1 protein-coding gene (cut by a window edge) is annotated in these 25,749 nt (G+C 70.6%); it reads right to left on the bottom strand.

Translation table 11 applies throughout. The features are described from left to right. Nucleotides 1–25,749, bottom strand: partial view of an LEPR-XLL domain-containing protein gene (locus HHL11_RS34215; RefSeq protein WP_281068752.1) — the 5' portion only. The gene continues 30,057 nt to the left of window position 1, outside the view; 25,749 of the gene's 55,806 nt are visible here — the first part of the coding sequence; the start codon lies at nt 25,747–25,749; the stop codon falls past the left edge of the window.

Here is a 25,749-nt window from a genome sequence, read left to right as displayed (position 1 = left end):
GAGATAGATGTTGTTGTTGTCGGCGGTGTCGCCGATGGTGCTGCCGCCGACCACGTCGACCGCGCCGCTGCCGAAGGTGTGCAGCACGGGCGTGTCGTGGTAGGTGACCGCCTGGCCGTCCGTGAAGCCGTGGCCGGCCAGCGTCACCGTGTTGTTCGCCACCGCGCTGCTGGCAATGGATTTGGCGGCCTGCAGGCCGACATTGGCGTCGACCAGCTTGATGTGCAGGTCGTCGATCTTGCGCACGATGTAGCGGCCGCCGTTCGTGAGCCCGCCTACGGAATCGCCACCGAGGTCGTTGTACCAGACGATGTCGCCGGTCTGCAGGTTGTGCGCCCGCGTGAACGTGATCTCGTCCAGCGCGGTGTCGACCAGCGGCGCGCCGGGCCCGTCGGCCGTGGACGGCGCCGCCGAGTCGAACTGCGTGCCCAGCTTCACGACGGTGTCGCTGACGTAGATGACGCCGTACTTGTGGCCGTCGACCAGCCCGCCGATCACCGGGTTGCCGTTGGCCTGGTAGGTGACCGTGTCGCCGGTGACCAGGCCGCTCTTCAGGCCCAGGTTGATGCTGTCGGCGGAGGTGTCGACGTTGCCCGCGCCGAAGGTACCGTCGGCCAGCGGCGCCGGCACCGCGCCGTGGGTGGCGCTGATGGTCAGGGTGCTGCCCGCCTCGATCAGCGTGTTGGCCGCGATCGTGGTCGTGACGTTGGGATTGGTCGAGACGTTGGCGTTCAGGTTGGCGACGTCGACCAGGCCGCCGGAGGCGCTGCGCGAGGTCGAATCGGCATCGGTGTTCGAGTTCGCCTGGATCGTGGCGTTGTTGGCCACCCGGATCACGCCGCCGGCATTGGCGCCCACGGTCGGGTGGGTGCTGGCCACGACGTTGGAGCTGCCCACCGACACCAGCCCGCCGCCGGCCGTCTCCGAACCTGACGTGGTGGCGTCGGCCGCCTGCGCGTTCACCGTGAGGTTGAGGGCGCCCGCGCTGCCGTCGGCGCTGGTGATGTTGCCGTACATCGAGGCCGTCGTCGTGCCCGCGGCGGTCGCCGTGGGATCGGTCGAATCCGCCCGCACCGCCGCGCCGCCCGAGCTCTTGATGCGGGCGTCGGCGAAGTTGCTGGAGCGCGAATCCACGCTCACGTTGCCGCTGACCGCGCGGATCGTCGCGCCGCTGCCGACCGAAGCGCCGACCACCGCGGCCGCCGTGCTTTCGACGGTGGCGCTGCCCACCGCCACGCCCGCCGCGGCGGAGAGCGACTCTGAGCTCGCGTGGGTACCCTGCCCGGCGAGGAACTGGCCGCTGTCGGTGTCGTACTCGTGGGCGGACAGCAGGGCTACGCTGCCGGCCGTGCTGGTCACCGAGGCGCCGCCCAGGATGTCGGTGCCGACGTGGGCGCCGACCGTGGCCTCGATGTCGACCAGGCCGACCGCGGCGCCGAAGCCGAACTGCATCGCGTTGCCGATCGCGTCGGCGGCCGTCAGCAGCGAGCTGGTGACGGCGATGTCGCCGGTCGACGTCATGTCGGCCGTCCCGCCGATGTAGGTGTGGACCGTCGGCGAAGTCGTCGCCGTGACGCTGGTGTCGTTCAGCGCGCCGCCCACGCCACCGCCGCCGGCGCGGCCGTGGGCCACGCTGCTGGAGTTGACGTCGGAAAGGATCTGCACGCTGGACGCGGCCTGCAGCACGCCGTCGAAGTGCGCGGAGATCGTGCCGCCGGTGCTGGCGGACGAGCGGATCACGCCGATGCCCGCGCCGACGCCACCGCTGGCCGACAGGCCGTCCGCCTGCGCCTTCTGGAACACGTCGGACTCGACGTCCACCGTGCCGGTCGCGTGCACACGCGTGCCGGAGCCGACGGCGGCTTCGACCACCGAGGCATCGCTGACCGTGATGGTGCCGCCCGCGGCGCCCGCCGCGAGAGCGACGCCGCCGAGCGTGACGTTCGCATAGGCCGGCGCCACCACGTTGCCCTTGTACGTGGGCTGCAGCGGGTTGCCCGCCGCGTCCTCGTTGACCCGGGCGTTGAAGTTCACGTCCTGGGCGGTGATCGAGCCGCCACCGTAGTGGCCGGCGAACACATGAGTGGCCAGCGTGCTGTTGACGACCGCACCGGCGGCCGCGAAGCCGGCGCCGGCCGAGATGCCCATGCCGTCCGCGATCGCGAAAGCCCGCGCAGTGGCCGTCACATTCAGGTCGCCACCAGCGACCACCTGGGCACCCTGGCCGAGATAGGCACGCACCGTCGGCGCCGCGTAGGCCGTCGTGTTGGTTCCGGCGCCACCGGCAAGGGCGCTGATCGCCACCGCGTTGAAGGCAGCCGTCACGCTGGACACCGCGTTGGCATGCACGTTCACGTCGCCGGCCACGTTGACCTGCGCTGCCGTGCCGGCCGAGGCGGTCCCGGCCACCGGGCCGATGAAGGCGTCTGTTGTGCTGGTATCGGAAGCCGTCAAGCCGATGCCCGCGCCGGATGCCAGACCGATACCCAACGCCGTGGTCGGCGCGCTCACGCTGTTGGTGGCGGTCGCGCCGACGTCGAGGCTGGCGGCGCTCACGGAAGCGCCGTCGTTCACGTAGGCACGCGTCGTGTTGGCGACGCCGATGTCGACCACCAGCGCGGTGATGGAGATGGCACCCGCAGAGGCGCCGGCCGTGTTGCCGGTCACGTTGGTGGTGGAATTCGCGTGCACGGTGATCGCCCGGCTGCCGGCGTCGATGTCGGCATCGGTGGCGATGTAGGCTTCCGTGGTCCGCGTGACCCGGACCACGGACTTCGCCCCCGCGCCCGTCAGGCCGCCGACGCTGGCCACCAAGGTGGTCGGCGCCGCATTGTTGGTGTCCGTGGCGCCGATGTCCAGGCCGTTGGCGACGATGGTGGTCGCGCCGCCCGCGTAGGCACGCGTGACGCCGCCGATGCGCGCATCCGACAGCATGACGGCCACCGAGCCGACCCCGGCGGAGCTGCCCTGCGTGCTCGGGTTCGCCACCGCGCTGGTGCTGGCCGCGATGTTGACGCCGTGCCCGACCGCCGTCAGCGTTCCGCCATCGGCATAAGCTTCGGTCGTGCCGTTCAGGTCCACGTGCGATTCCGCGCCCGCGCCGGCCACGCCTATGCTGGCCGACAGCGCCGACACGCTCGTCGAGCTGCTGACCGAAGGCGTGGAGTTGGCGGTGACGGAGATGTCGCCGCCCTGCGCCGTGACGTTGCTCGAAGCGATGAAGGCCTTGACGTCGTCAGCCACCGTGTTGTCGGTCAGCGCCACGCCGACGCCGACGCCTATCAGTCCCGCCGCGGCCGCCAGGGCGTCGACGGTCGCATGCATGGTGGAATTGCCGCGCGCCGAGATCACGATGCCGCCGGACGCGGTGACCTGGCCGGAATCGGCGACGCCCGCGCTCACGGTGGTCGTGATCGTGTTGGTGGAGCTTGCCGCGCCGCCACTGATGGCGAGGCTGGCCGGCGACAGGGCTGCGGCCGCGGAGGCCGCAATGGCATGCGAGGTGATGCTCGCCGATTCGGTGGCCGTCAGCGTGATCGAGCCCGCCGTGGCCTTGGTGTTCTGCGCATGGTGGATCGAAGCGTCGACCAGGTTGCCGATGCTGTTGCTGGCAAGCGCGACGCCGACCGACAGGGCACCGGCAGCGCCACCGCTGAAGGAGGCGGCCACGGAGGCGGCACCCGCATCGGCGGAGATCGTGGAGGTGTCGCTGGCCGTCAGCGTGATGGCGCGCGCACTGATGCCGGTGGCGCCGTCGCCGTCGATGAAGGCGCGCACCGAGCTGGCGATGGAGTTCGTGCTGCTGACGCCGGCGCCGCTGGCGGCCACGCCCACGCCGCCGCCGCCCGCCACGGCGGCCGAGCCGGCCGCGACAGTGGCGCTGATGCTTTCGTTGGCAGTGGCCGTCGCCGACAGGTTGCCGCCGGCGCTGACGCTGCTGTTCAGGATGTAGGCCTGCACCTGGTCGGGATCGGAATTGCCGTCCGTGTCCGAGCCGATCAGGTTCCGCGCCACGGACGCACCGATGGACGCGCCCACGCCGCCGCCGCCGCCCGCGGCAATGGCGGCCGAGGCCGTCAGCACCTGGGCCGAGATGCTGGCCGTGTCCTGCGCCGTCAGCGTGACGTTGCCGCTCGCCGTCAGCTTGCTGCCGTCGGCGAAGGCATTGGCCTTGCCCAGGATGACGTTGGTGGCTTCGGCGCCGGCGCCACTGAGGGCAATGCCGGCCGTCCCGGCGATGGCCGCCGCGGCGGAGGCCGCGGCCGACACCACGCCGATGTGCGAGGTGTTGCTGGCCGAGATGCGGATGTCGCCTGCCGTCGCCTGCGCCACCTGGTCGGCGTTGCGGATGTAGGCTTCGACGTCGTTGCGGATGCGGTTGCGGGCCAGCGCGACGCCGATGGACAGCGACACCGCGCCGGTACCGGCGAAGGAAGCGGCCAGCGAAGCCGCACCGGCGTTCGCGCTGACCGTGGCGTTGTCGGTGGCGTTGAGCGTGAGGGTCGCGCCCTTGACGCCGGTCGCGCCGTCGCCGTCGATGTAGGCCTTGGTGCGGTTGGAAATGCGGTTGTCGGCGCTGACGCCCGAGCCGCTGGCGCCCACGGCGCCCGTGCCACCGGCAGCCACGGCGACGGAGCCCGCCGCCACTTCGGCGTCGATGGACTCCTGCCCCAGGGCCGTGATGGTGATGGCACCCGGAGTGCTGATGCTGCTGTCACTGACGTAGGCCAGCGACTCCGCCGGCGTCTCGTTGCCGTCCAGGTCGAAGCCGATCAGGTTGCGCGCCACCGCGGCGCCGATGGAGACGCCCACGCCCGCCGTGCCGCCGCCGCCCACGGACACCGAGCCTGCGAGCACCTGCGCCTTGATCTGCGCGGTGTTGCTGGTGTCGATGGCGACGCCGCCAGGCGCGCTCAGCTTGCTTTGCAGGGCATAGGCATTCGCCTTGCCCAGGATCACGTTGGTCGACTCGGCACCCGCGCCGCTGAGCGCGATGCCGGCCGTGCCGGCGATGGAGGCCGATGCGGACGCAGCGGCCGACGTGGCCGTGATCGTCGCCAGCTCCGAAGCGTGGATGCCGATGCTGCCCACCGTGGCGCTCACGCCGTAGTCGGCGTTCGCGACGTACGCCAACACCTCGTTGTCTATCGTGTTGCGCGCCAGGGCCACGCCGATGGACAGCGACACCGCGCCGGTGCCGGCAAAGGCCGCCGCCAGCGAAGCGGCGCCCGCCGTCGCGCTGATGGTCGACCGGTCGGTCGCCGTGACCGTGATGGCGTCGGCACTGATGCCGGTGGCGCCGTCGCCGTCGATGTAAGCGGCGACCTGGCCTGCGATGCTGTTGGTGGCCGAAGCGCCCGCGCCGCTGGCGCCGCCGCCGGCCGTGCCGCCCGCGCCGATCGCGACCGAGCCCGCCGCCACGGTGGCGGCGACCGTCTCGTTGGCCGTCGCCGACAGCGTGAGGTTGCCGCCCGCGGCCACGCTGGAATCCTGGATGCTGGCGACCGTCTTGTCGGTGCTGTTGCTGCCGATCTCGTTGTGCGCCAGGGCCACGCCGATGGAGGCGCCGGCGCCGGTGGTACCGCCGCCACCCACGGCGGCCGAAGCCGTGGCGACCAGGGCCGAGATGTTGGCCGTGTTGCTGGCCGTGAGGGTGGTATCGCCGCTGCTGGCCACCTTGCTGTGCTTGAGGTCGGCTTCGGTGTCGCCGTCGATCACGTTGTGGGCGCCGGCGCCGGCGCCGCTGATGGCGAGGCCCGTGGTGCCGGCGATGGCCGCCGAGGCGGACGCAGCAGCGGCAGTGGCCGTGATGGTCGCCTGTTCCGAGGCCAGGAGGCTGACCACGCCGGATGTGGCCGAGAGGCCGGTGTCGGCATGGTCCGCGTAGGCCAGGACGGCGTTGGCTATCGTGTTCTCGGCCAGCGCCACGCCGATGGATAGCGAGACGCCGCTGGTGCCGGCAAAAGCCGCCGCCAGCGAAGCGGCGCCCGCCGAGGCATTGATGTTCGAGAGGTCGGTGGCCGTGAGCGTCACGGCGTCGGCGGTGATGCCGGTCGCGCCGTCGCCGTCGATGTAGGCCGCGATCTCGCCCGTGATGCTGTTGGTGGCCGAGGCGCCCGCGCCACTGGCGCCGACGCCCGTGGTGCCGCCGGCGCCGACCGCGACCGAGCCGGACTGCACGGTGGCGGAGATCGTCGCCTGGCCGGTGGCCGTCAGCGTCAGGTTGCCGCCCGCGGCGACGCTGGAATCCTGGATGCTGGCGACCGTCTTGTCGGCGCTGCTGCTGCCGATCTCGTTGTGCGACAGGGCGGCGCCGATCGAGGCGCCCGCGCCCGTGGTGCCGCCACCGCCCACGCTGGCCGAGGCCGTGCCGATGGAGGCCGTGATGCTGGCGGTGTTGCTGGCCGCCAGGCTGGTGTTGCCGCTGCTCGTGACGCTGCTGCCGATGATGTTCGCTTCGGTATCGCCGTCGATGACGTTGTTGGCTTCGGCGCCCGCGCCGCTCAGCGCGAGCCCGGTGGTTCCGGCCACCGAGGCGGAGGCGGAAGCCGCCGTCGCGTTCGCCGAGATCGTCGCGTGTTCGGTAGCAGTCAGCGTGATCGCGCCGGCGTCCGCCGCCACGTTGTCCGCGTCCTGGATGTAGGCGAGGACCGAAGTGTCGATGGTGTTGCGGGCCAGCGAGAGGCCGACCGACACGGACACCGCCGTGGTGCCGGCCAGCGACGCAGCCAGGGACACGGCCTGCGCATCCGCGCTGACGGTGCTCTGGTCGCTGGCGGCCAGGGTGATGTCGCCCGCGCTGGTGTGCACCGTCGAGGCATCGTCGATGTAGGCCGCGATGTCCGCCGCCACCTTGTTGTCGGTCCACAGCCCGGCGCCCGAGATGCCGGCGCCGGTGCTGGTGCCGGCGGCAAGGGCCATCGAGGTCGCCTTGATCGTGGCCGTGATCGCCGCCGTCGACTGCGCGTTGAGGCTGATGCCGTGCGCCGCGTGCAGGTCGGCGCCTTCGGTATAGGCCTTGACCGCGGTGGGATTCGCGCCACCGACGTACTCGTTCCAGCCGATCAGGTTGCGCGCCAGCGAGAAGCCGATGGACACCGCAGGCGAAGCACCGGTGCCGGCACTGCCGGCCACCGAGAAGGCCTCGACATCCGCCGTGATGCCGGAGCTGTTTTCCGCCGACAGCGCGATGCGGCCCTGCCCCGCGCCGTTGCCGCTGGCCGTGGCGCTGCCGCCCTGGATGTAGGCCTGCGCGCCGCCCGTGATCAGGTTCACCGCGGTCGCGCCGCCGCCGCTGAAAGCGCGGCCGCCGCCGGCGCCCGCGCCCACCGAGATGGAGGACGCACGCGAGGTCGCATCGATGGATGCGTCCTCGCCCGCGGTGACGATGATGCTGCCGCCGATCGCCGTGGCATTGGCCACGTCGGCGATGAAGGCCAGCACGCTGTTGTGGATCTCGTTCCGGGCCACGCTCAGGCCCACGGAGACCGACAACGCCGCGGAGCCGGACACGCTGACCGACTCCGAGGCGGCCTCGACCTGCGCGTCGACCTGCGAATGGTCGCCGGCGGTCACCGACAGGTTGCCGGCACCAGCCTGCGCCACGGACGCCGTGTCGATGCTGGCCTGCACCGCGGTGTTCAGCTTGTTCAGCGTGATCACCGCGCCGACGCTCACCGAGGTCGACTGGGTGATCTGGCCGCTGATGGAAACGGAGGTCGCGCTGACGTCCGCATCGATCGTGGCATGCGACTCCGCGTCGACGGTGATGCCGTGGCCCGCGTGCAGGTCTGCGCCCGTGACGGAAGCCATCGTGGCCACCGGGTTCGCGCTGGCGAGGCCGGTGCCGAACAGCGCGTCGACCGTGTTGTAGAGGAAGTTCTGCGCGTTGTAGCCGATGGTGTTGAAGGCCAGCGTGACGCCGACCGAGATGCCCTTGGACTTGACCGAGCCGGTGATGTCGGCATCGATGGCGGCCGTGTCGCTGGCCGTCACCGCGAGATTGCCGCCCGCCAGGACGCTGCCGCCGTTCACGGTGGCCGACGCGCCGCTCAACACCAGGTTGGTGGCGATCAGGCCATTCAGCGCCAGCGAGGTGTTCTTGACGTAGCTGCTGCCTTCGGCCACCACGTCGACGTTGTCCTTGGCGTTCAGGATCGCGGCTTCGGTGGCCGTCACCGCGAAGTCGCCGCCCGCCGTGGCGGTGGCACCGGCCAAACCGGCGGCCGCACCACCGTGCACGTCGTTCATTGCCACCGCGAAGCCGAGGCCGTAGGACGAGGACTGGGCGAAGGGGTTGGTGTCGCCGGTCGTCGAAGACGACACGAGTTCCACGTCGGCGTCGATGCCGGACGAGTCGCCGGCCGTCACGTTGAAGTCGCCACCCGCGGCCACCGTGCGCGCGCCCGTGTAGCCGGCGCTGAAGGTGATGGAAGCATCAGCCGCGCTGCTCACCTTGTTCATGGTGATCACGGCGCCGAAGCTCAGGCCCTTGGCCCCGATCAGGTGCGTAGCCGGGTTGGAATTGGAGCTGGTGTCGTTGCTGACGTCCGCGTTGATCTGTGCGGCGGAAGTCGCCGAGACCGTGATCGCGCCGCCGGCGCTGACCGGCGTGTCGGTGATGGAAGCCGTGGCATCCGAGCCGACCTCGCCGCCGAAGGCATTCGCGACCGCCGGGTCGCCGATCAGCGCGTCGATGGTATTGAACAGCACGTTCTGCGCGTTCCAGCCGACGCTGTTGAACGCCAGGGTCAGGCCCACGGCCTTGCTGCCGGAGGTGACGGCATTGACGACGTCGGCGTCCAGGCTGGCCTGGTTGCTGGCCGTGACCTGCACGTTGCCGCTACCGCCCGCGGTCAATTGCGAGGACGCGACGCTGGCCGTGGCGCCGCTCAGCACCACGTTGGTGGCGATCAGGCCGCCGATGGCCAGCGAGGTGCCGTCGCGGAAGTTGCCCGGACCGCCTTCGGTCTTGGCTTCGCTGCTCAGGTCGGCGGTGATGCTAGCGGCTTCCAGCGCCGTGACGCTGATGCCGCCCTGGCTGGAACTGGCCCGCTCGCCCGTGATGGAGGCGGTGGCGCCGCCGCGCACGTCGTTCATCGCGACGCCGCCGGCGACGCCCACGGCCGTGCCGTCGACGAAGGGGTTGGTGTTGTTCTCGTTGGCCGTCGCCGTGCTGGCGAGGGTGATGGTGGCGGTGATGGCCGCGGCATCGTCCGCATGCACGGCCAGGCCGGTACCGGCCGCGATCGACCGTGGCCCGAGCACGCCGGCGCTGTCCGCGATGGTGGCCGAAGCGGCGCTGCTGACCTTGTTCATGGCGACCACGGCGCCGAAGCTGATGCCGCTGCGGCCCGTGAGGTGCGTCGCGCCCTCGTCGCCGGCCTCGGTGACGTTGCTGACGTCGGCCGCCAGCGTGGCGGCGGAATGCGCGCCCACCTCCACCTGGCCGGAGGCGGACACCTTGCTGTCGGTCACGCTGGCCGTGGCGTTGGAACCGACATTGCCGCCGAAGGCGTTGGCAATCGCCGGGTCGCCGATCAGCGCGTCGATCGTGTTGAACAGCACGTTCTGCGCGGCCCAGCCGATGGAGTTGAAGGCCAGGGTCACGCCCACGGCTTTCTCGCCGCCGGTGGTGGCGTTGACCAGGTCGGCCGACAGGTTGGCCGTGTTGGAAGCCGTCACCCGCACGTCCGAGCCGGCGCCGGTGGTCGTGATCGTGGAGTTGCTGACGGTGGCCGACGCGCCCGATTGCACGACGTTGGTGGAAATCAGGCCTCCCACCGCGAGCGAAGTGCCTTCCCGGAAGTCGCCGGGGCCGCCTTCCGTCTTGGCTTCGCTGGTCAGCGAGGCCGCCAGCACGGACTGTTCCTGCGCGCTGACCGTGACGTCGCCGGTGCTCGTGATGCTGCCGCCACTGACGGCGGCGGTGGCGCCGCCGCGCACGTCGTTCAGCGAGACACCGCCGGCGATGCCGACCGCTGCGCCGCTGACGAAGGGGTTGGTGTTGTTCTCGTTGGCCGTCGCCTCGGAGGACAGGTCGATGGTGGCGTCGATGCCCGCGGCATCAACGGCGGAGACGGTGACGCCCGCCGCCTGGGTGCTGCCGCCCGTGAGCCAGGCGGACGCCGCGCTGCTGACCTTGTTGACCGCCAGCACGACGCCGAAGCTGAAGCCGTTGCGCCCGGTCAGGTGAGTGTCGCCCTCCTCGCCGGCGCTGCTCGAATTTCCGATGTCGGCGCTCAGGTCGGTGCCCGTACGCGCATGTACGGCGACGGCGCCGCCCGCCACGAGCGTGCCGCCGCTGACCGAGGCCGTGGCGTCGGAGCCGATCTCGGCGCCGAAGGCCTGGGCAATCTCGGGGCTGCCGATCAGGCCGTCGAGGGTGTTGAACAGCACGTTCTGCGCCGCCCAGCCCAGCGTGTTGAAGGCCAGCGTCACCGCCACGGCGTCCTCGCCGCCGGTGGTGGCATTGACGGTCTTGGCCGCCAGCTTGGCGTCGTTCTCGGCGCCGACGTCGATGCCGCCGCCCGCCGTGAGCGTGGTATCGCTGGCCGTGGCCGTGGCGGAGGCCAGCACCACGTTGGTGGCGATCAGCCCGTTGACCGCAAGCGAGGTGCCGGAGCGGAAGTCGCCGGGGCCGCCTTCGGTCTTGGCTTCGCTGGTCAGCGTGGAATCCAGCGTGGTGTGCTCCAGCGCCGACACGCTGATGGCGCCGCCCGCGCCCACCGAGCCGCCGTCCACCTGCGCGCTCGCGCCGCCGCGCAGGTCGTTCATGGCGACGCCGCCGGCGATGCCGACCGCCGCTCCGCTCACGAAGGGGTTGCTGTTGTTCTCGTTGGCCGTCGCCGCGCTGGCCAGGCTGATCACGGACGTGATCGTGGCGTGGTCGTCGGCCAAGACCGTGACCGCCCCGCCAGCGGTGGTGTCGCTGTCGTCGATGAAGGCCACAGCCTTGCTGCTGGCCTTGTTCATCGACAGCACGACGCCGAAGCTGATGCCGCTGCGGCCGGTGAGGTGCGTCGCGCCCTCCTCGCCGGCATCGGTGACGTTGCTGATGGTGGAGCCGAGCTCGGTGGCAGTGGCCGCTTCCACGTCCACCGCGCCGCCGGCCTGGACCTTGGACGAGGTGATGGAGGCCGTCGCGCCGGAGCCGATCTCGCCGCCGAAGGCCTGGGCGATCGCCGGGTCGCCGATCAGGCCGTCGATGGTGTTGAAGAGGACGTTCTGCGCCGCCCAGCCTATCGTGTTGAAAGCCAGCGTCGCGCCGACCGCGGTCTCGCCGGCGGTCACCGCGTTGACCGTGCTGGCCGTCAGGCTGGCGGTGTTGCTTGACGTGACCTGCACGTCGCCGTGGGCGTCGATGTCCGCATCGCTGACCGTGGCCGTGGCCTGGGCCAGCACGACGTTCGTGGCGATCAGCCCACCGACCGCCAGTGAGGTGCCGGAGCGAAAGTCGCCGGGGCCGCCTTCGGTCTTGGCTTCGCTCTTCAGCGTCGCCTTCAGCTGCGATTGCTCCACCGCCGCCACGGAGACGCCGCCGTCGCTGCTGCCGACGCTGGCCTCGTCCAGGATCCGGGCGGTGGCGCCGCCGCGCACGTCGTTCATGGCGACGCCGCCGGCCACGCCGACCGCGGTCCCGCTCACGAACGGGTTGGTGTTGTTCTGGTTGGCCGTGGCTTCGGAGGACAGCTCGATCGTCGAATCGATGCTGGCGCCGTCGGTGGCGGCAACGGTCACGCCCTCGTCGCCATCGACGGAGCCGCCGTCGATGTAGGCGCTGGCCGCGCTGCTGACCTTGTTCATCGACAGCACGACGCCGAAGCTGATGCCATTGCGTCCGGTGAGGTGCGTGGCGCCCTCTTCGCCGGCCGTCGTGTCGTTGCTGATGTCGGAGCCGAGCTCGGTCGCCGTTTCCGCTTCCACTTCGACCGCGCCGCTGGCGCTGACCGTGGCGCCGCTGATGGAGGCCGTCGCGCCGGAGCCGAGGTTGCCGCCGAAGGCATTGGCGATCGCCGGGTCGCCGATCAACGCGTCGATGGTGTTGAACAGCACGTTCGATGCTGCCCAGCCGATGGTGTTGAAGGCCAGCGTCGCGGCTATGGCATCTTCGCCGCCGGTCACGGCATTGACGGTCGCCGCGGTGAGCTTCGCTTCGTTGTCGGCCCGCACCGAAACGTCGGAGCCGGCGCCGGTGGTCGTCACGCTGCCGCCCGTGATGGACGCTTCGGCGCTGGCCAGCACGACGTTCGTTGCGATCAGCCCGCCGACGGCCAGGGAGGTGCCCGAGCGGAAATCGCCAGGCCCGCCTTCGGTCTTGGCCTCGCTCTTCAGCGAAGCGTCCAGGATGGAGTGTTCCGTCGCTTCGACGGTGACGTCGCCGCCGGCGGTGATCGCCGCGCCGCCCTTCACGTCGGCCGTCGCGCCGCCCCGCAGGTCGTTCATGGCGACGCCGCCGGCCACGCCGACGGCGGTTCCGCTCACGAACGGGTTGGTGTTGTTCTCGTTGGCCGTCGCCTCGGCGGACAGTTCGATCGTCGAGTCGATGCCCGCGGCGTCGCTCGCATCGACGGTGACGCCTTCGTCGCCGTTGACCGTCCCGCCATCGATGTAGGCGTCCGCGGCGCTGCTGACCTTGTTCATCGACAGCACCACGCCGAAGCTGATGCCGTTGCGGCCCGTCAGGTGGGTCGCGCCTTCGTCGCCCGCCGTCGTGTCGTTGCTGATGTCGGAACTGAGGTCGGTCGCCGTCTCGGCGTGCACTTCCACCGCGCCGCCGGCATCCACGTCCGAGCTGCTGATGAACGCCGTGGCGCCCGAACCCAGGTTGCCGCCGAAGGCATTGGCGATCGCCGGGTCGCCGAGGATGCCGTCGATGGTGTTGAACAGGACGTTCTGGGCCGCCCAGCCGATGGTGTTGAAGGCCAAGGTCGCCGCGACGGCGGTCTCGCCGCCGGTGACCGCATTGACGGTGTTCGCCGTGAGCTGGGCGTCGTTGTCCGCCGCCACCCGTACGTCACCGGTGGCGCCAACCTGCGCGCCGCTGATCGAGGCGGTGGCCGAAGCCAGCACCACGTTGGTGGCGATCAGGCCGCCCACCGCCAGGGAAGCGCCCGAGCGGAAGTCGCCCGGGCCGCCTTCGGTCTTGGCCTCGCTGGTCAGCGTGGCCGTCAGCACCGATTGCTCGGTAGCGGTGACCGTCACCGCGCCGCCCGTGGCGGTGGCGCTGCCTCCCGCGATGGACGCGCTGGCGCCGCCGCGCAGGTCGTTCATCGCCACGCCACCGGCCACGCCCACCGCGCTGCCGCTGACGAAGGGATTGGTGTTGTTCTCGTTCGCCGTCGCGGCGCTCGAAAGCGCGATGGTCGAAGCGATGCTGGCGCCGTCCAGCGCCGCCACCGCCACGCTGGCGCCGCTGACGTCGCTGGCTGTGATGGTGGCCGAGGCCGCGCTGCTGGCCTTGTTCATGGCCACGACCACGCCGAAGCTGAAGCCGCTGCGGCCCGTGAGGTGGGTGTCACCCTCCTCGCCGGCATCGCTGGTGTTGCCCATGTTCGCCTGCAGGTGCGTGCCGTCCTGCGCCTGTACGCCGACCGCGCCGCCCGCGGTGACCGAGCCGCCGCTGATGGAGGCCGTGGCATTGGAGCCGAGGTTGCCGCCGAAGGCGTCGGCAATCGCCGGGTCGCCGATCAACGCATCGATGGTGTTGAACAGCACGTTTTGCGCCGCCCAGCCCAGGGTGTTGAAGGCCAGCGTCACCGCGACGGCATCCTCGCCACCGGTCACGGCATTGATCGTGTGCGCCACCAGGCTGGCATCGTTGGTGGCCGCCACCTGCACGCCACCGCCGGCCGTGAGGTCCGCGTCATTCACAGTGGCGGTGGCCGATGCCAGCCCCACGTTGGTGGCGATCAGGCCACCCACCGCTAGGGACAGGCCGGCGCGGAAGTCGCCCGGGCCGCCTTCGGTCTTTGCTTCGCTGGTCAGCGTGGCCCCCAGGCTGGTTCGCTCCAGCGCCGAGACGGTGATCGTGCCACCCGCGCCCAGGGAGCCGCCGTCCACCCGCGCCGTCGCGCCGCCACGCAGGTCGTTCATGGCGACGCCGCCCGCCACGCCCACGGCATCGCCGCTGACAAAGGGGTTGGTGTTGTTGTCGTTGGCCGTGGCCGTGCTGGCCAGGCTGATCGTCGAGGCGATCTGCGCGTGGTCGTCCGCCGACACCGTGGCCGCGCCGCCGGCGGTGGTGGTGCTGTCGTCCACGTAGGCCAGCGCCTTGCTGCTGGCCTTGTTCATGGACAGCACGACCCCGAAGCTGGTGCCGCTGCGCCCGGTGAGGTGCGTCGCGCCTTCTTCGCCGGCATCCGTGACGTTGCTGATGCTGGACGTGAGCTGCGTGGTCGTGGCCGCTTCGACCTCGAGCGCGCCGCCGGCATCGACGTGCGCGCCGCTGATGAAGGCAGTGGCGCCGGAACCGATCTCGCCGCCGAAGGCCTGCGCGATGGCCGGATCGCCCAGGATGCCGTCGATGGTGTTGAAGAGGACGTTCTGCGCCGCCCAGCCTATCGTGTTGAAGGCCAGCGTCGCGCCGATCGCCATCTCGCCGCCGGTCACGGCATTCACCGTGTCCGCGCTCAGGCTGGCACTGTTGGTGGCCAGCACCTGCACGTCGGAGCCGGCGCCGGTCGTGGTGATGCTGCCGCCCGTGACGGAGGCTTGCGCGGCCGACAGGACCACGTTGGTCGCGATCAGTCCGCCCACGGCCAGCGAGGTGCCGGAGCGGAAGTCGCCCGGGCCGCCTTCGGTCTTGGCTTCGCTCTTGAGCGAGGCATTCAAGGTCGACTGCTCCAGCGCCTCGACGACGACGTCGCCGCCTGCGGTGATTGATGCAGCGTCCTTCAACTGCGCCGTCGCGCCGCCACGAACGTCGTTCATCGCGACGCCGCCGGCCACGCCGACGGTGCTGGCGCTGGCGAAGGGATTGGTGTTGTTCGCGTTGGCGGTGGCTTCCGAGGACAGTTCGATCGTGGAGCCGATCCGGGCCGCGTCGATCGCGACGACGGCAACTCCATCGCCGCCGTTGGTCGTGCCGCCGGAAATGGAGGCGGCCGCTGCGCTGCTGGCCTTGTTCATGGACAGCACGACGCCAAAGCTGATGCCGCTGCGGCCAGTGAGGTGCGTGGCCCCTTCCTCGCCCGAAGTGGTGACGTTGCTGATGTCGGAGTCGAGGTCCGTCGCCGTCTCGGCATGCACGTCCACCGCGCCGCCGGCGTCCACCTGCGCGCCAGTGATGGACGCGGTGGCGCCGGAGCCGAGGTTGCCACCGAAGGCGTTGGCAATGGCCGGGTCGCCGATCAGCGCGTCGATCGTGTTGAAGAGGACGTTTTGCGCCGCCCAACCGATCGTGTTGAAGGCCAGCGTCGCGGCGATGGCCTCTTCGCCGCCCGTCGCGGCATTGACGGTGTGGGCCGTCAGCTTGGCGTCGTTGTCCGCGCTGACGGACACGTCGGAGCCGGCGCCGGTCGTGGTCACGCTGCCGCCGGTGACCGAAGCTTCGGCGTTGGCCAGCACCACGTTGGTGGCGATCAGGCCGCTGACGGCCAGCGAAGTCCCCGAGCGGAAGTCGCCGGGACCGCCTTCGGTCTTGGCTTCGCTCTTCAGCGAAGCGTTCAGCACGGAGTGCTCCGTGGCCTCGACCGCCACATCGCCGGCGGCGGTGATGATCGCGCCGCCCTTCACCTGCGCCGTGGCTCCGCCGCGCAGGTCGTTCATGGCGACGGCGCCGGCGACGCCGATGGCCGTGCCGCTCACGAACGGATTGGTGTTGTTCTCATTGGCCGTCGCCTCGGCCGACAACTCGATCGTCGAATCGATGCCGGCGGCATCCGTCGCGTCGACGGTGACGCCTTCGTCGCCGTTGACCTTGCCACCGTCGATGTAGGCGGAGGCGGCACTGCTCACCTTGTTCATCGACAGCACCACGCCGAAGCTGATGCCGTTGCGGCCCGTGAGGTGGGTCGCGCCTTCCTGGCCCGCGTCGGTGTCGTTGCTGATGTCCGAGCTGAGGTCGGTGGCCGTCTCGGCATGCACATCCACCGCGCCGCCGGCGTCCACGTCCGAGTTGTGGATGAACGCGGTGGCGCCGGAGCCGACGTTCCCGCCGAAGGCATTGGCGATCGCCGGATCGCCCAGCAGCCCGTCGATCGTGTTGAAGAGGACGTTCTGCGCCGCCCAGCCGATCGTGTTGAAGGCCAGCGTCGCCGCAACTGCCGTCTCGCCGCCGGTGACCGCGTTCACCGTCTTCGCGGTGAGCTTGGCGTCGTTGTCGGCGAGCACCTTGGCGTCGCCTGCAGCCGTCACGTCGGCATCGCTGATCGAGGCGGCGGCCGAGGCCAGCACCAGGTTGGTGGCGATCAGGCCGCCGACGGCCAGGGAAGCCCCCGAGCGGAAGTCGCCCGGGCCGCCTTCGGTCTTCGCCTCGCTGGTCAGCAAGGCGGACAGGACTGCCTGTTCGTGGGCATCCACCGTCACGGCGCCGCCGCTGCCTACGGAGCCGCCGGCCACGGTGGCGCTGGCGCCGCCGCGCAGGTCGTTCATCGACACGCCGCCGGCCACGCCGACCGCGACGCCGCTGACGAACGGGTTCGTGTTGTTCTGGTTGGCGCTCGCCGAGCTCGCCAGGCTGATGGTCGAGGCCATGCTGGGCGCGTCGCTGGCCGTGACGCTGACGTCGCCGCCGGCCGTGATGTCCGCATCTTCCAGGGACGCATAGGCGCCGCTGCTGGCCTTGTTCATGGACAGAACGACGCCGAAGCTGACGCCGCTGCGGCCCGTGAGGTGGGTGTCGCCCTCCTCGCCGGCGTCGCTGGTGTTGCCCACGTCCGCGGTGAGCACGGTGGCGGTCTGGGCCGCCACGGTCACGGCGCCGCCCGCCTTGATGGTGGAGCTGGTGATCGACGCGGTGGCGTTCGCGCCGACCTCGCCGCCGAAGGCCTGCGCGATGGCCGGGTCGCCGATCAGCGCGTCGATGGTGTTGAACAGCACGTTCTGCGCCGCCCAGCCCAAGGTGTTGAAGGCCAGCGTGGCCGCCACAGCCTTCTCGCCGCCGGTGACGGCGTTGACGGTGCTCGCCGTCAGCGAGGCGGCGTTGTCGGCGCTGACGGTGACGTCCGAGTGCACGCCGGTGGTCGTCAGGTCCGCGCCGGAGATGGAAGCCGTTGCCGCCGCCAGCACCAGGTTGGTGGCAATCAGGCCGCCAACCGCCAGCGAATCGCCGCTGACGAAGTCGCCCGGGCCACCCTCGGTCTTCGCTTCGCTGGTCAGGTGCGCGACCAGGGATGCGCCCTCGTGCGCGCTCACCGTCACGGCGCCGCCGCTGGTGAGCGTGCCGCCGGTGATGGCCGCCGTGGCGCCGCCGCGCAGGTCGTTCATCGCCACGCCACCGGCCACGCCCACGGCCTCGCCACCGACGAAGGGGTTGGGGTTGTCGATGTTGGCCTGGCCTTCGCTGGACAGGCTGATGCTGGCGTTGACCTGCGCCGCGTCGTCGGCGTGCACCGTGATGCCGCCGCCGGTATCGGTCTTGCCGCCGGTGATGGAAGCCGATGCCGCGCTGCTGACCTTGTTCATGGACAGCACCACGCCGAAGCTCATCCCGCTGCGCGCGGTGAGGTGCGTGGAGCCTTCGTCGCCGGCATCGGTGGTGTTGCCGACGTTGGTGGACAGAGCCAGGACGGTCGAAGTCACCGCCTCGACGTCGACGGCGCCGCCGGTCTTGACCGTCGAATTCGTGATGGCTGCCGTTGCGCCCGAACCGATGTTGCCGCCGAAGGCATCGGCAACCGCCGGGTCGCCGATCAGGCCGTCGATGGTGTTGAACAGCACGTTCTGCGCCGCCCAGCCGATGGTGTTGAAGGCCAGCGTCGCCGAGATCGCCTTCTCGCCGCCGCTGACGGCGTTGGTGCTGTTCGCGCTGAGGCTTGCCTGGTTGTATGCCGTGACGTCCAGGTCGGAGCCGGTGCCGTGCGTGGTGATGGTGGAATCCGTCACCGTCGCCTGGGCCGCGGCCAGCACCACGTTGGTGGCGATCAGGCCGCCCACTGCCAGCGACTCGCCGTCGCGGAAATCGCCGGGGCCGCCCTCGGTCTTGGCCTCGCTCTTCAACAAGGCGTTCAGCTGCGAAGCCTCGAAGGCGCTCACCGTGACGTCGCCGTCGCTGGTGATGCCAGCGCCGTCCAGCACGCGGGCGGTGGCGCCGCCGCGCAGGTCGTTCATGGACACGGCGCCCGCCACGCCCACGGCATCGCCGCTGACGAAGGGGTTGGTGTTGTTGTCGTTCGAGGTCGCCGTGGCGGCCAGCGCGATGTCCGAGTGGATGTCGGCCCCGTCCAGCGCGAACACCGTGACGCCGCCGCTGCCTGCCGTCGCCGTCCCGGCATCGATGTAGGCCGAGGCGGCGCTGCTGGCCTTGTTCATCGACAGCACGACGCCGAAGCTGATGCCGCTGCGGCCGGTCAGGTGGGTCGCGCCTTCCTGGCCGGCGTCGGTGGTGTTGCCGACGAAGGACGTGAGCTGGTTGCTGGAAACCGCCTGCACGTCGACGCCGCCGCCGGCCGTGGCCTGTGCATGGTCCAGGAAGGCGGTCGCGCCCGCGCCCACCTCGCCGCCGAAGGCCTGGGCCAGCGCCGGGTCGCCCAGGAGGCCGTCGATCGCGTTGAACAGGACGTTCTGCGCCGCCCAGCCGATCGTGTTGAAGGCCAGCGTCGCGCCGATGGCGGTCTCGCCGCCGGTGACGGCGTTGACGACGTTGGCATCGAGCTGCGCGAGATTGGTCGCCTTGACCGCTACGTTGCCGCCCGCGCCGGCGCTGGAATTGGCGATCGAGGCTTGCGCCTGGGCCAGCACCACGTTGTTGGCGATGAGTCCGCCCACCGCCAGCGACCTGCCGGAGCGGAAGTCGCCCGGGCCGCCTTCGGTCTTCGCCTCGCTCTTCAGCGCGGCGTTGAGGACTGCGTACTCCTGCGCGGACACGGTGATGTCGCCGCCGGCCGTCAGCGCCGCGCTCGCGCTCACCGTGGCGGTCGCGCCGCCCCGCAGGTCATTGGTGGCGACGCCGCCGGCCAGGCCGACGGCCGTGCCGCTCACGAAGGGATTGGTGTTGTTGTCGTTGGCGGTGGCCGTGGCGGACAGTCCGATCGTGGAAGCGATGCCCGCGGCGTCGACGGCGGCGACGGTGATGCTGCCACCGGCACCGGTCGTTCCGCCGCTGATGGACGCCATCGCTGCACTGCTGACCTTGTTCATGGAGAGCACGACGCCGAAGCTGATGCCGCTGCGCCCGGTCAGGTGCGTCGCGCCCTCTTCGCCCGCGTCCGTGTCGTTGCTGATGTCGGAGCCGAGTTGGGTCGCCGTTTCGGCATGCACGTCCACCGACCCGCCCGCGTTCACCTGCGTGCTGCTGATGAAGGCGTTGGCGCCCGAGCCGACGTTGCCGCCGAAGGCATCGGCGATTGCCGGATCGCCGAGGATGCCGTCGATCGTGTTGAACAGCACGTTCTGCGCCGCCCAGCCGATGGTGTTGAAGGCCAGCGTGGCGCCGATGGCGTCTTCGCCGCCGGTCACCGCATTGACGGTCGCGGCCGTGAGCTTGGCATCGTTGTCCGCCAGCACGCGCACGTCCGAACTGCTGCCGGTGGTGGTGACGCTGCCGCCCGCGATCGAGGCTTCGGACGCCGACAGCACGACGTTCGTCGCGATCAGCCCGCCGACGGCCAGCGAGGTCCCCGCGCGGAAATCGCCGGGACCGCCTTCCGTCTTCGCCTCGCTCTTGAGCGAAGCGTCCAGCTGCGATTGCTCCGTGGCCTGCACGGTCACGGTGCCGCCGCTGGTGATGGTCGCACTGCCCTTGACCTGCGCGCTTGCGCCGCCCCGGACCTCGTTCATGGCGACGGCCCCGGCCACGCCGACGGCGCTGGCACTGGCGAAGGGATTCGTGTTGTTCTCGTTGGCCGTGGCCACGGAGGACAGCTCGATCGTCGAAGCTATGGCGGCGGCATCGTTCGCAACGACGGCGACACCCTCGTCGCCGTTGACCGTGCCACCGGAGATGTAGGCGTTCGCGGCGCTGCTGACCTTGTTCATGGACAGCACGACGCCGAAGCTCATGCCGCTGCGCCCGGTCAGATGGGTCGCGCCCTCCTCGCCCGCATCCGTGTCGTTGCTGATGTCGGAGCCTAGATCGGTCGCCGTTTCGGCATGCACGTCGACCGCGCCGCCGGCATCCACCTGCGCGCCACTGATGAAGGCGGTGGCGCCCGAGCCGAGATTGCCGCCGAAGGCGTTGGCGATCGCCGGATCGCCCAGGATGCCGTCGATGGTGTTGAACAGCACGTTCTGCGCCGCCCAGCCGATGGTGTTGAAAGCCAGCGTGGCGGCAATCGCCTGTTCGCCACCGGTCGCTGCGTTGACCGTGGCTGCGGTGAGCTTGGCATCGTTGTCCGCGCTGACGGAGATGTCGGAGCCGCTGCCGGTGGTGCTGACGCTGCCACCCGTGATCGAGGCTTCGGCACTGGCGAGCACGACGTTGGTCGCGATCAGCCCGCTGACCGCCAGCGAAGTCCCGCTGCGGAAGTCGCCGGGGCCGCCTTCGGTCTTCGCCTCGCTCTTGAGCGAGGCGTTCAGGACGGATTGCTCCCGCGCCGACACCGTGACGTCGGCGCCAGCGGTGATGGTGGCGCCGCCCAGCATCTGGGCGCTCGCGCCGCCCCGCAGGTCGTTCATGGCGACGGCGCCGGCCACGCCGACCGCGGTCCCGCTCACGAAGGGATTGGGGTTGTTCTCGTTGGCCGTTGATTCGGAGGACAGCTCGATCGTCGAATCGATACTCGCGACATCGACCGCTTCGACGGCGACACCCTCGTCGCCATGGACGGTGCCGCCGCTGATGTAGGCCGCCGCCGCGCTGCTGGCCTTGTTCATGGACAGCACGACGCCGAAGCTGATGCCGTTGCGGCCGGTGAGGTGCGTGTCGCCTTCCTCGCCGGCGTCCGTGTCGTTGCTGATGTCGGAGCTGAGGTCGGTCGCCGTTTCGGCGTGGACGTCCACCGCGCCGGCGGCGGTCACGCTCGCGCCGCTGACGAAGGCGGTGGCGCCGGAACCGACATTGCCGCCGAAGGCATTGGCGACCACCGGGTCGCCCAGCAAGGCGTCGATGGTGTTGAACAGCACGTTCTGCGCCGCCCAGCCGATCGTGTTGAACGCCAGCGTGGCGCCGACGCCGGTCTCGCCGCCGGTCACGGCGTTGACGGTCTTGGCGGTGAGATGCGCGTCGTTGTCCGCCAGGACCTGGACATCCGATCCCGCGTTCGTGGTCGTCACGCTGCCGCCGGTGATCGAGGCCTCGGCACTGGACAGCACCACGTTCGTCGCTATCAGGCCGCCGGCCGCCAGCGAGGTGCCGGCCCGGAAATCGCCGGGGCCGCCTTCGGCCTTGGCTTCACTCGTGAGCGTCGCCTGCAGCTGTGCCTGCTCCTGGGCCTGCACCAGCACGTCGGCGGAGCTGGACACGATCGCGCCGCCCTTGAGGCGGGCCCTGGCTCCGCCGCGCACGTCATTTGTCGCCAGGCCGGCGGCCACGCCGACTGCGTGCCCGCTGACGAAGGGATTGGAGTTGCCCGCATTGGCCGTCGCCGTGCTGGCCAGGGTGATGGCGGCCAGGATGCCCGCCGCATCGCCCGCCGTGACCGCCAGGCCCGAGCCGCTGACGTGGCCGCCATCGATGTAGGCATTGGCGGCGCTGCTGACCTTGTTCATGGCCAGGACGGCGCCGAAGCTGATGCCGCTGCGCCCGGTCAGGTGCGTGAGGCTCGAACCGGTGGCCGTCGTGTCGTTGCTGACGCTTGCATTGGCCTGGGCTGTCGCCGTGGCCGCCACGTCCACCTCGCCAAGGGCATTCACGGTCGAACTGGCGATGAAAGCCGTCGCGCCCGCGCCCACGTCGCCGCCGAAGGCATCGGCAATGGTCGGCGCGCCGAGCAGCGCGTCGAGCGTGTCGAACAGCACGCCCTGCGGCTGCCAGCCGATGGTGTTGAAGGCCAGGGTCGCGCCGACCGAAGTCGCGCCCGAGGTCACCGCGTTCACCGTGGTCGCGGTGATGTTCGTCTGGTTCGACGAGGTCACCGTGACCTTGGCGCCGGCCGCGGTCGTCGTGATGGTCGAACCCGTGACCGAGGCCAGCGCCCCGCCCTCGACCTGGTTGGTCGCGATCAGCCCGCTCGCGGCCAGCGACAGGCCCGTGCCCAGGAAGGCCGAGCCTCCTTGCGTGCTGGCTTCGCTGGCGAGCGATGCCGAGATGGTCGCCAGTTCACTCGCACTCACCGTGACGTCGCCGCTGCTGGTCACCGTAGCTCCGGCCACGGTCGCGGTCGCGCCGCCCTGTACTTCGTTCAGGGCCACCGCGCCCGCCATGCCCACGGAAACGCTGAGGAAGGCGGAACTGCCCGCGTCCGACTGCGCGGACAGCGTGATCGTCGAGGCGATGGCCGCCGAGTCTTCGCCCGACACCGTCACGCCGGCGCCGCCCACCGAGCCGGCCGAGACGGAGGCGGCGGTGGCGTCGTTCACTTTGTTCGTGGCCAGCACGAAGCTCGCGGCCAGCCCGCCACCGGGCAGGATGCCGGCGCTCGCGCTCTGCGCGGTGTTGTCGATGCTGGCCTTGATCTGCGAGGCCGTCGTCGCTTCGATCGCGACGGCGCCCGCCGCGCTCACCGCGCTGTTGGTCACCGAGGCCTGCGCCTGCGAGGGCGTGCTCACGCCAAAGGGCAGCACGTTCGCCATCCAGTCCTCGGCCGGGTCGCCCAGCAGGTCCGCGACCGTGCCGCTCAGGACCGCGGTCATGCTCCAGCCCACCGCATTGAAGGCGACGGTCGACCCGAAGGACAGCGCCGGCAGCGGGTATTGCTTGGCGCCGGCCGTCGCCGTGGCCACCAGGCTGGCGTCGACGGCCGCGGCATTCCGCGCGTCGAGAGTGACGTCGCCCGAGCCGGTGGTGGTGAGGGAGGAATTCGCGGCCGAAGCCGTGACGTCGCCGTTGACGACGTTGACCGCATAGATGTTCGCGGTCTCGGCCAGGATGGCGCTCGCATCGACCTGGGTCAAGGCCGTGACGTGCGCCGTGTTCACCGCAGCAATGTCGATGTCGCCGCCCGCGGCCGTGAGGTTCGATGTGCTGACGGACGCGCTGACGTCCTTGTTCACGTCGTTGCTGCCGCTGCGGCTGCCGTCGCCCTGCGAGGTGGCGGTGTACGACGAGCCGTCCTGCGCGCTGACGCTGATGCCGCCCGCGCCCGCCGTCACGCTGCTCGTGTCAACAGAGGCCCGCACCTCGCCGCGCACGGTGTTGGCGCTGGTCGCAGCGGAGGTCGCATACGCCGACGTGTTGCCGGCCTGCACGGACAAGCCCGCCACGTCCAGGTCGGCGTTGGCTACCGAGGCCAGCACGCTGTCGCGCGAGAAGATCGTGGAGTTCTGGGCCAGGAAGTCCGAGGACACGCTGCTGCCCAGCGTGCCGGTGTTGCTGGCCGACACCGTCACCAGCGCGCCCGTGCCTTCGATAGCCGTGCGCGGGCCGTCGCCGCCGATGGACGCATGCGTCGTCCGGTCGAAGGCCATGTTGGCCTGCAGGAAGTCGTAGGCGGAGGCGTCGGCGTCCGTCGCGCTCGCCAGGTTCAGGTGGATGTTGGCGTTGTCCGTGGCCTGCACGGACACGGCGGTCACGGCAGTGACCTGCACGCCAGCGTCGATGCTGGCGATGGTCGTCATGGTGACCGGCGTGGCGATCGTCTCGATGTCGGCGACGCCGGTCAGGCTGGTATTCAGCAGGTCCGAGAGGTCGAAGCTGGGGCCGACGAGGTTCGTGCTCTCCTCGCTGAAGGACTCGCCGCGCAGCAGCTCGCCCATCAGGATCTTGGAGTAGCTGTGGTTGCCGATCGGGCTGGTGGAGCCGGGCTGGTACGGCACGTCCGGGTTGACGTACAGGTCCAGGTCGCCGGCCGGCGCGTCGTAGCCGGCGACGCTGGTCGTATGGAGCACGACGACGCGGTCGGCGTCGCCGGCATCGAGCCGCTGGTCCAGCGGCTTGCCCGGGATGTCCAGCGTCGATTCGAACAGCGGACCCGCCGGGTCCAGCGCGAAGATGCGCGCGATGCTGTGGCCGCCCGTGAGCACCTGGTAGTCGTGGCCGGCGACGCCGCTGACCTGCCCGCCCAGGCTGTGCCCGATCAAGGTCGTCGTCGTCGGGTCGAGGTTGGCATCGACAAGGAACTGCGCCACGGCCTGGCCGACACCTGCGGTGGCATCGGCGGCGGCCGGGTAGTACGGGTTGTCCGCCTGGGGTGACCAGTCGACGAAGAGGACGTTGCCCTCGGGGTCGTACTGGCGCGCCGCGTTCAGCTGGTCGAAGTAGCTCTGGCCCAGGCCGCCGGTCCAGCCGTGGATGACGATGTAGGTCGCCTTCGACGTGTCGATCGTGTCGCGGCCCCAGTTGTAGATCTTGACGTCGCCGCCGTTGTAGGTCGCCATCACGGTGGCATCGGTCGACGAGTCGTCGTAGGCCGGCGAGCCCACGCCGCTGGTGCCGCCCACCGCGCCGGTGACGTCGACGCCGATGTCGGAGTCGGTGTGGGCCGTGACGTTCAGCGTGCCCGCCGTGACCGTCGCGCCGGTGCCGATGCGCGCTACCGCCTGCGAGGCCGAGGCGACGGTGGCCGCGGCGCCGGTCGACGTCACCGCGATCGTGTTCTGCACCTGAGCCTGCAGCGTGAGCACGCCGCCCACGTTCATGGTGCCGTCGACCTCGACCTGGGCGCTGGGCGCCAGCGGGTCCGGGCTGGTCGCGCTGGTCACGCTGCTGGTCGCCTGCGCGAGGAAAGTGATGTCGCCCGTGGTGCTGACGGTAGCGGCCGCGGGAAGCTGGATGTTCTCCGCCTGCACCGTCAGGTCGCTGTCGGCCAGGTGGGCCGTGCCCACGGTGACGCTGTCGACGCCTCCACCGCCATCGATCTTCAGCGCATCGAAGTGCCCCAGCAGCGTGATGTTCTCGAAAGTTCCCTGGCTGGTGATGCCCAGGCCGCCGCCCAGGATGTCGGCGACGTTGATCTGGTCCGCGCCGGCCGTCGCGTCGACGATGACGCTGTGCGCCTGGTCCGGCTGGAAGGTGATCGGCTCCAGCCCCGTGTAGTCGATCTGGGTAGCGTCCAGCGTGATGCTGCCGTCGCCCGGCCCGGTGGCGTCGAAAGTCACCGTGTCGTAGTGCCCGCCCTTCACGGTCAGCGAATCGTTGCCCGCGCCGCCGCTCACGCTCACGTGCACGGCCGCCGTCACGTCATCGAGCTCGATGCTGTCGTCGCCGGCGCCACCGTGGACGACGATGGAATACACCGCGTCGTAGGCGTCGGGCGACGCGTTGATGCTGACCTTGATGCTGCCGTCCGCGTTGGCCCGGCTCTGCGTGAGCACCAGCGCGTTGCCGCCGTCGGCAAGATCGACGGTGAGCACCCCGTTCGCCACCGAGGCAAGCGGATCCCCCGAAAGCAGCACGCGCTGTTCGAGCATCTCGAACAGCACCTTGCGCCTTTGCGGTGGCCGGCGGACCGGCGGCCTGGCCGCGGTACGGCGGCGGGCGGGAATGAGGCGGGTCAGGGCAAGCGCACGAGCTCCGGCCGTCCGGAGAACTCCAGAAATCCACGATTGAGGCAT

This window comes from Ramlibacter agri, assembly GCF_012927085.1.
Taxonomy (GTDB): Bacteria; Pseudomonadota; Gammaproteobacteria; order Burkholderiales; family Burkholderiaceae_C; genus Ramlibacter; species Ramlibacter agri.
This window is presented reverse-complemented; position numbering and strand designations above follow the sequence as displayed.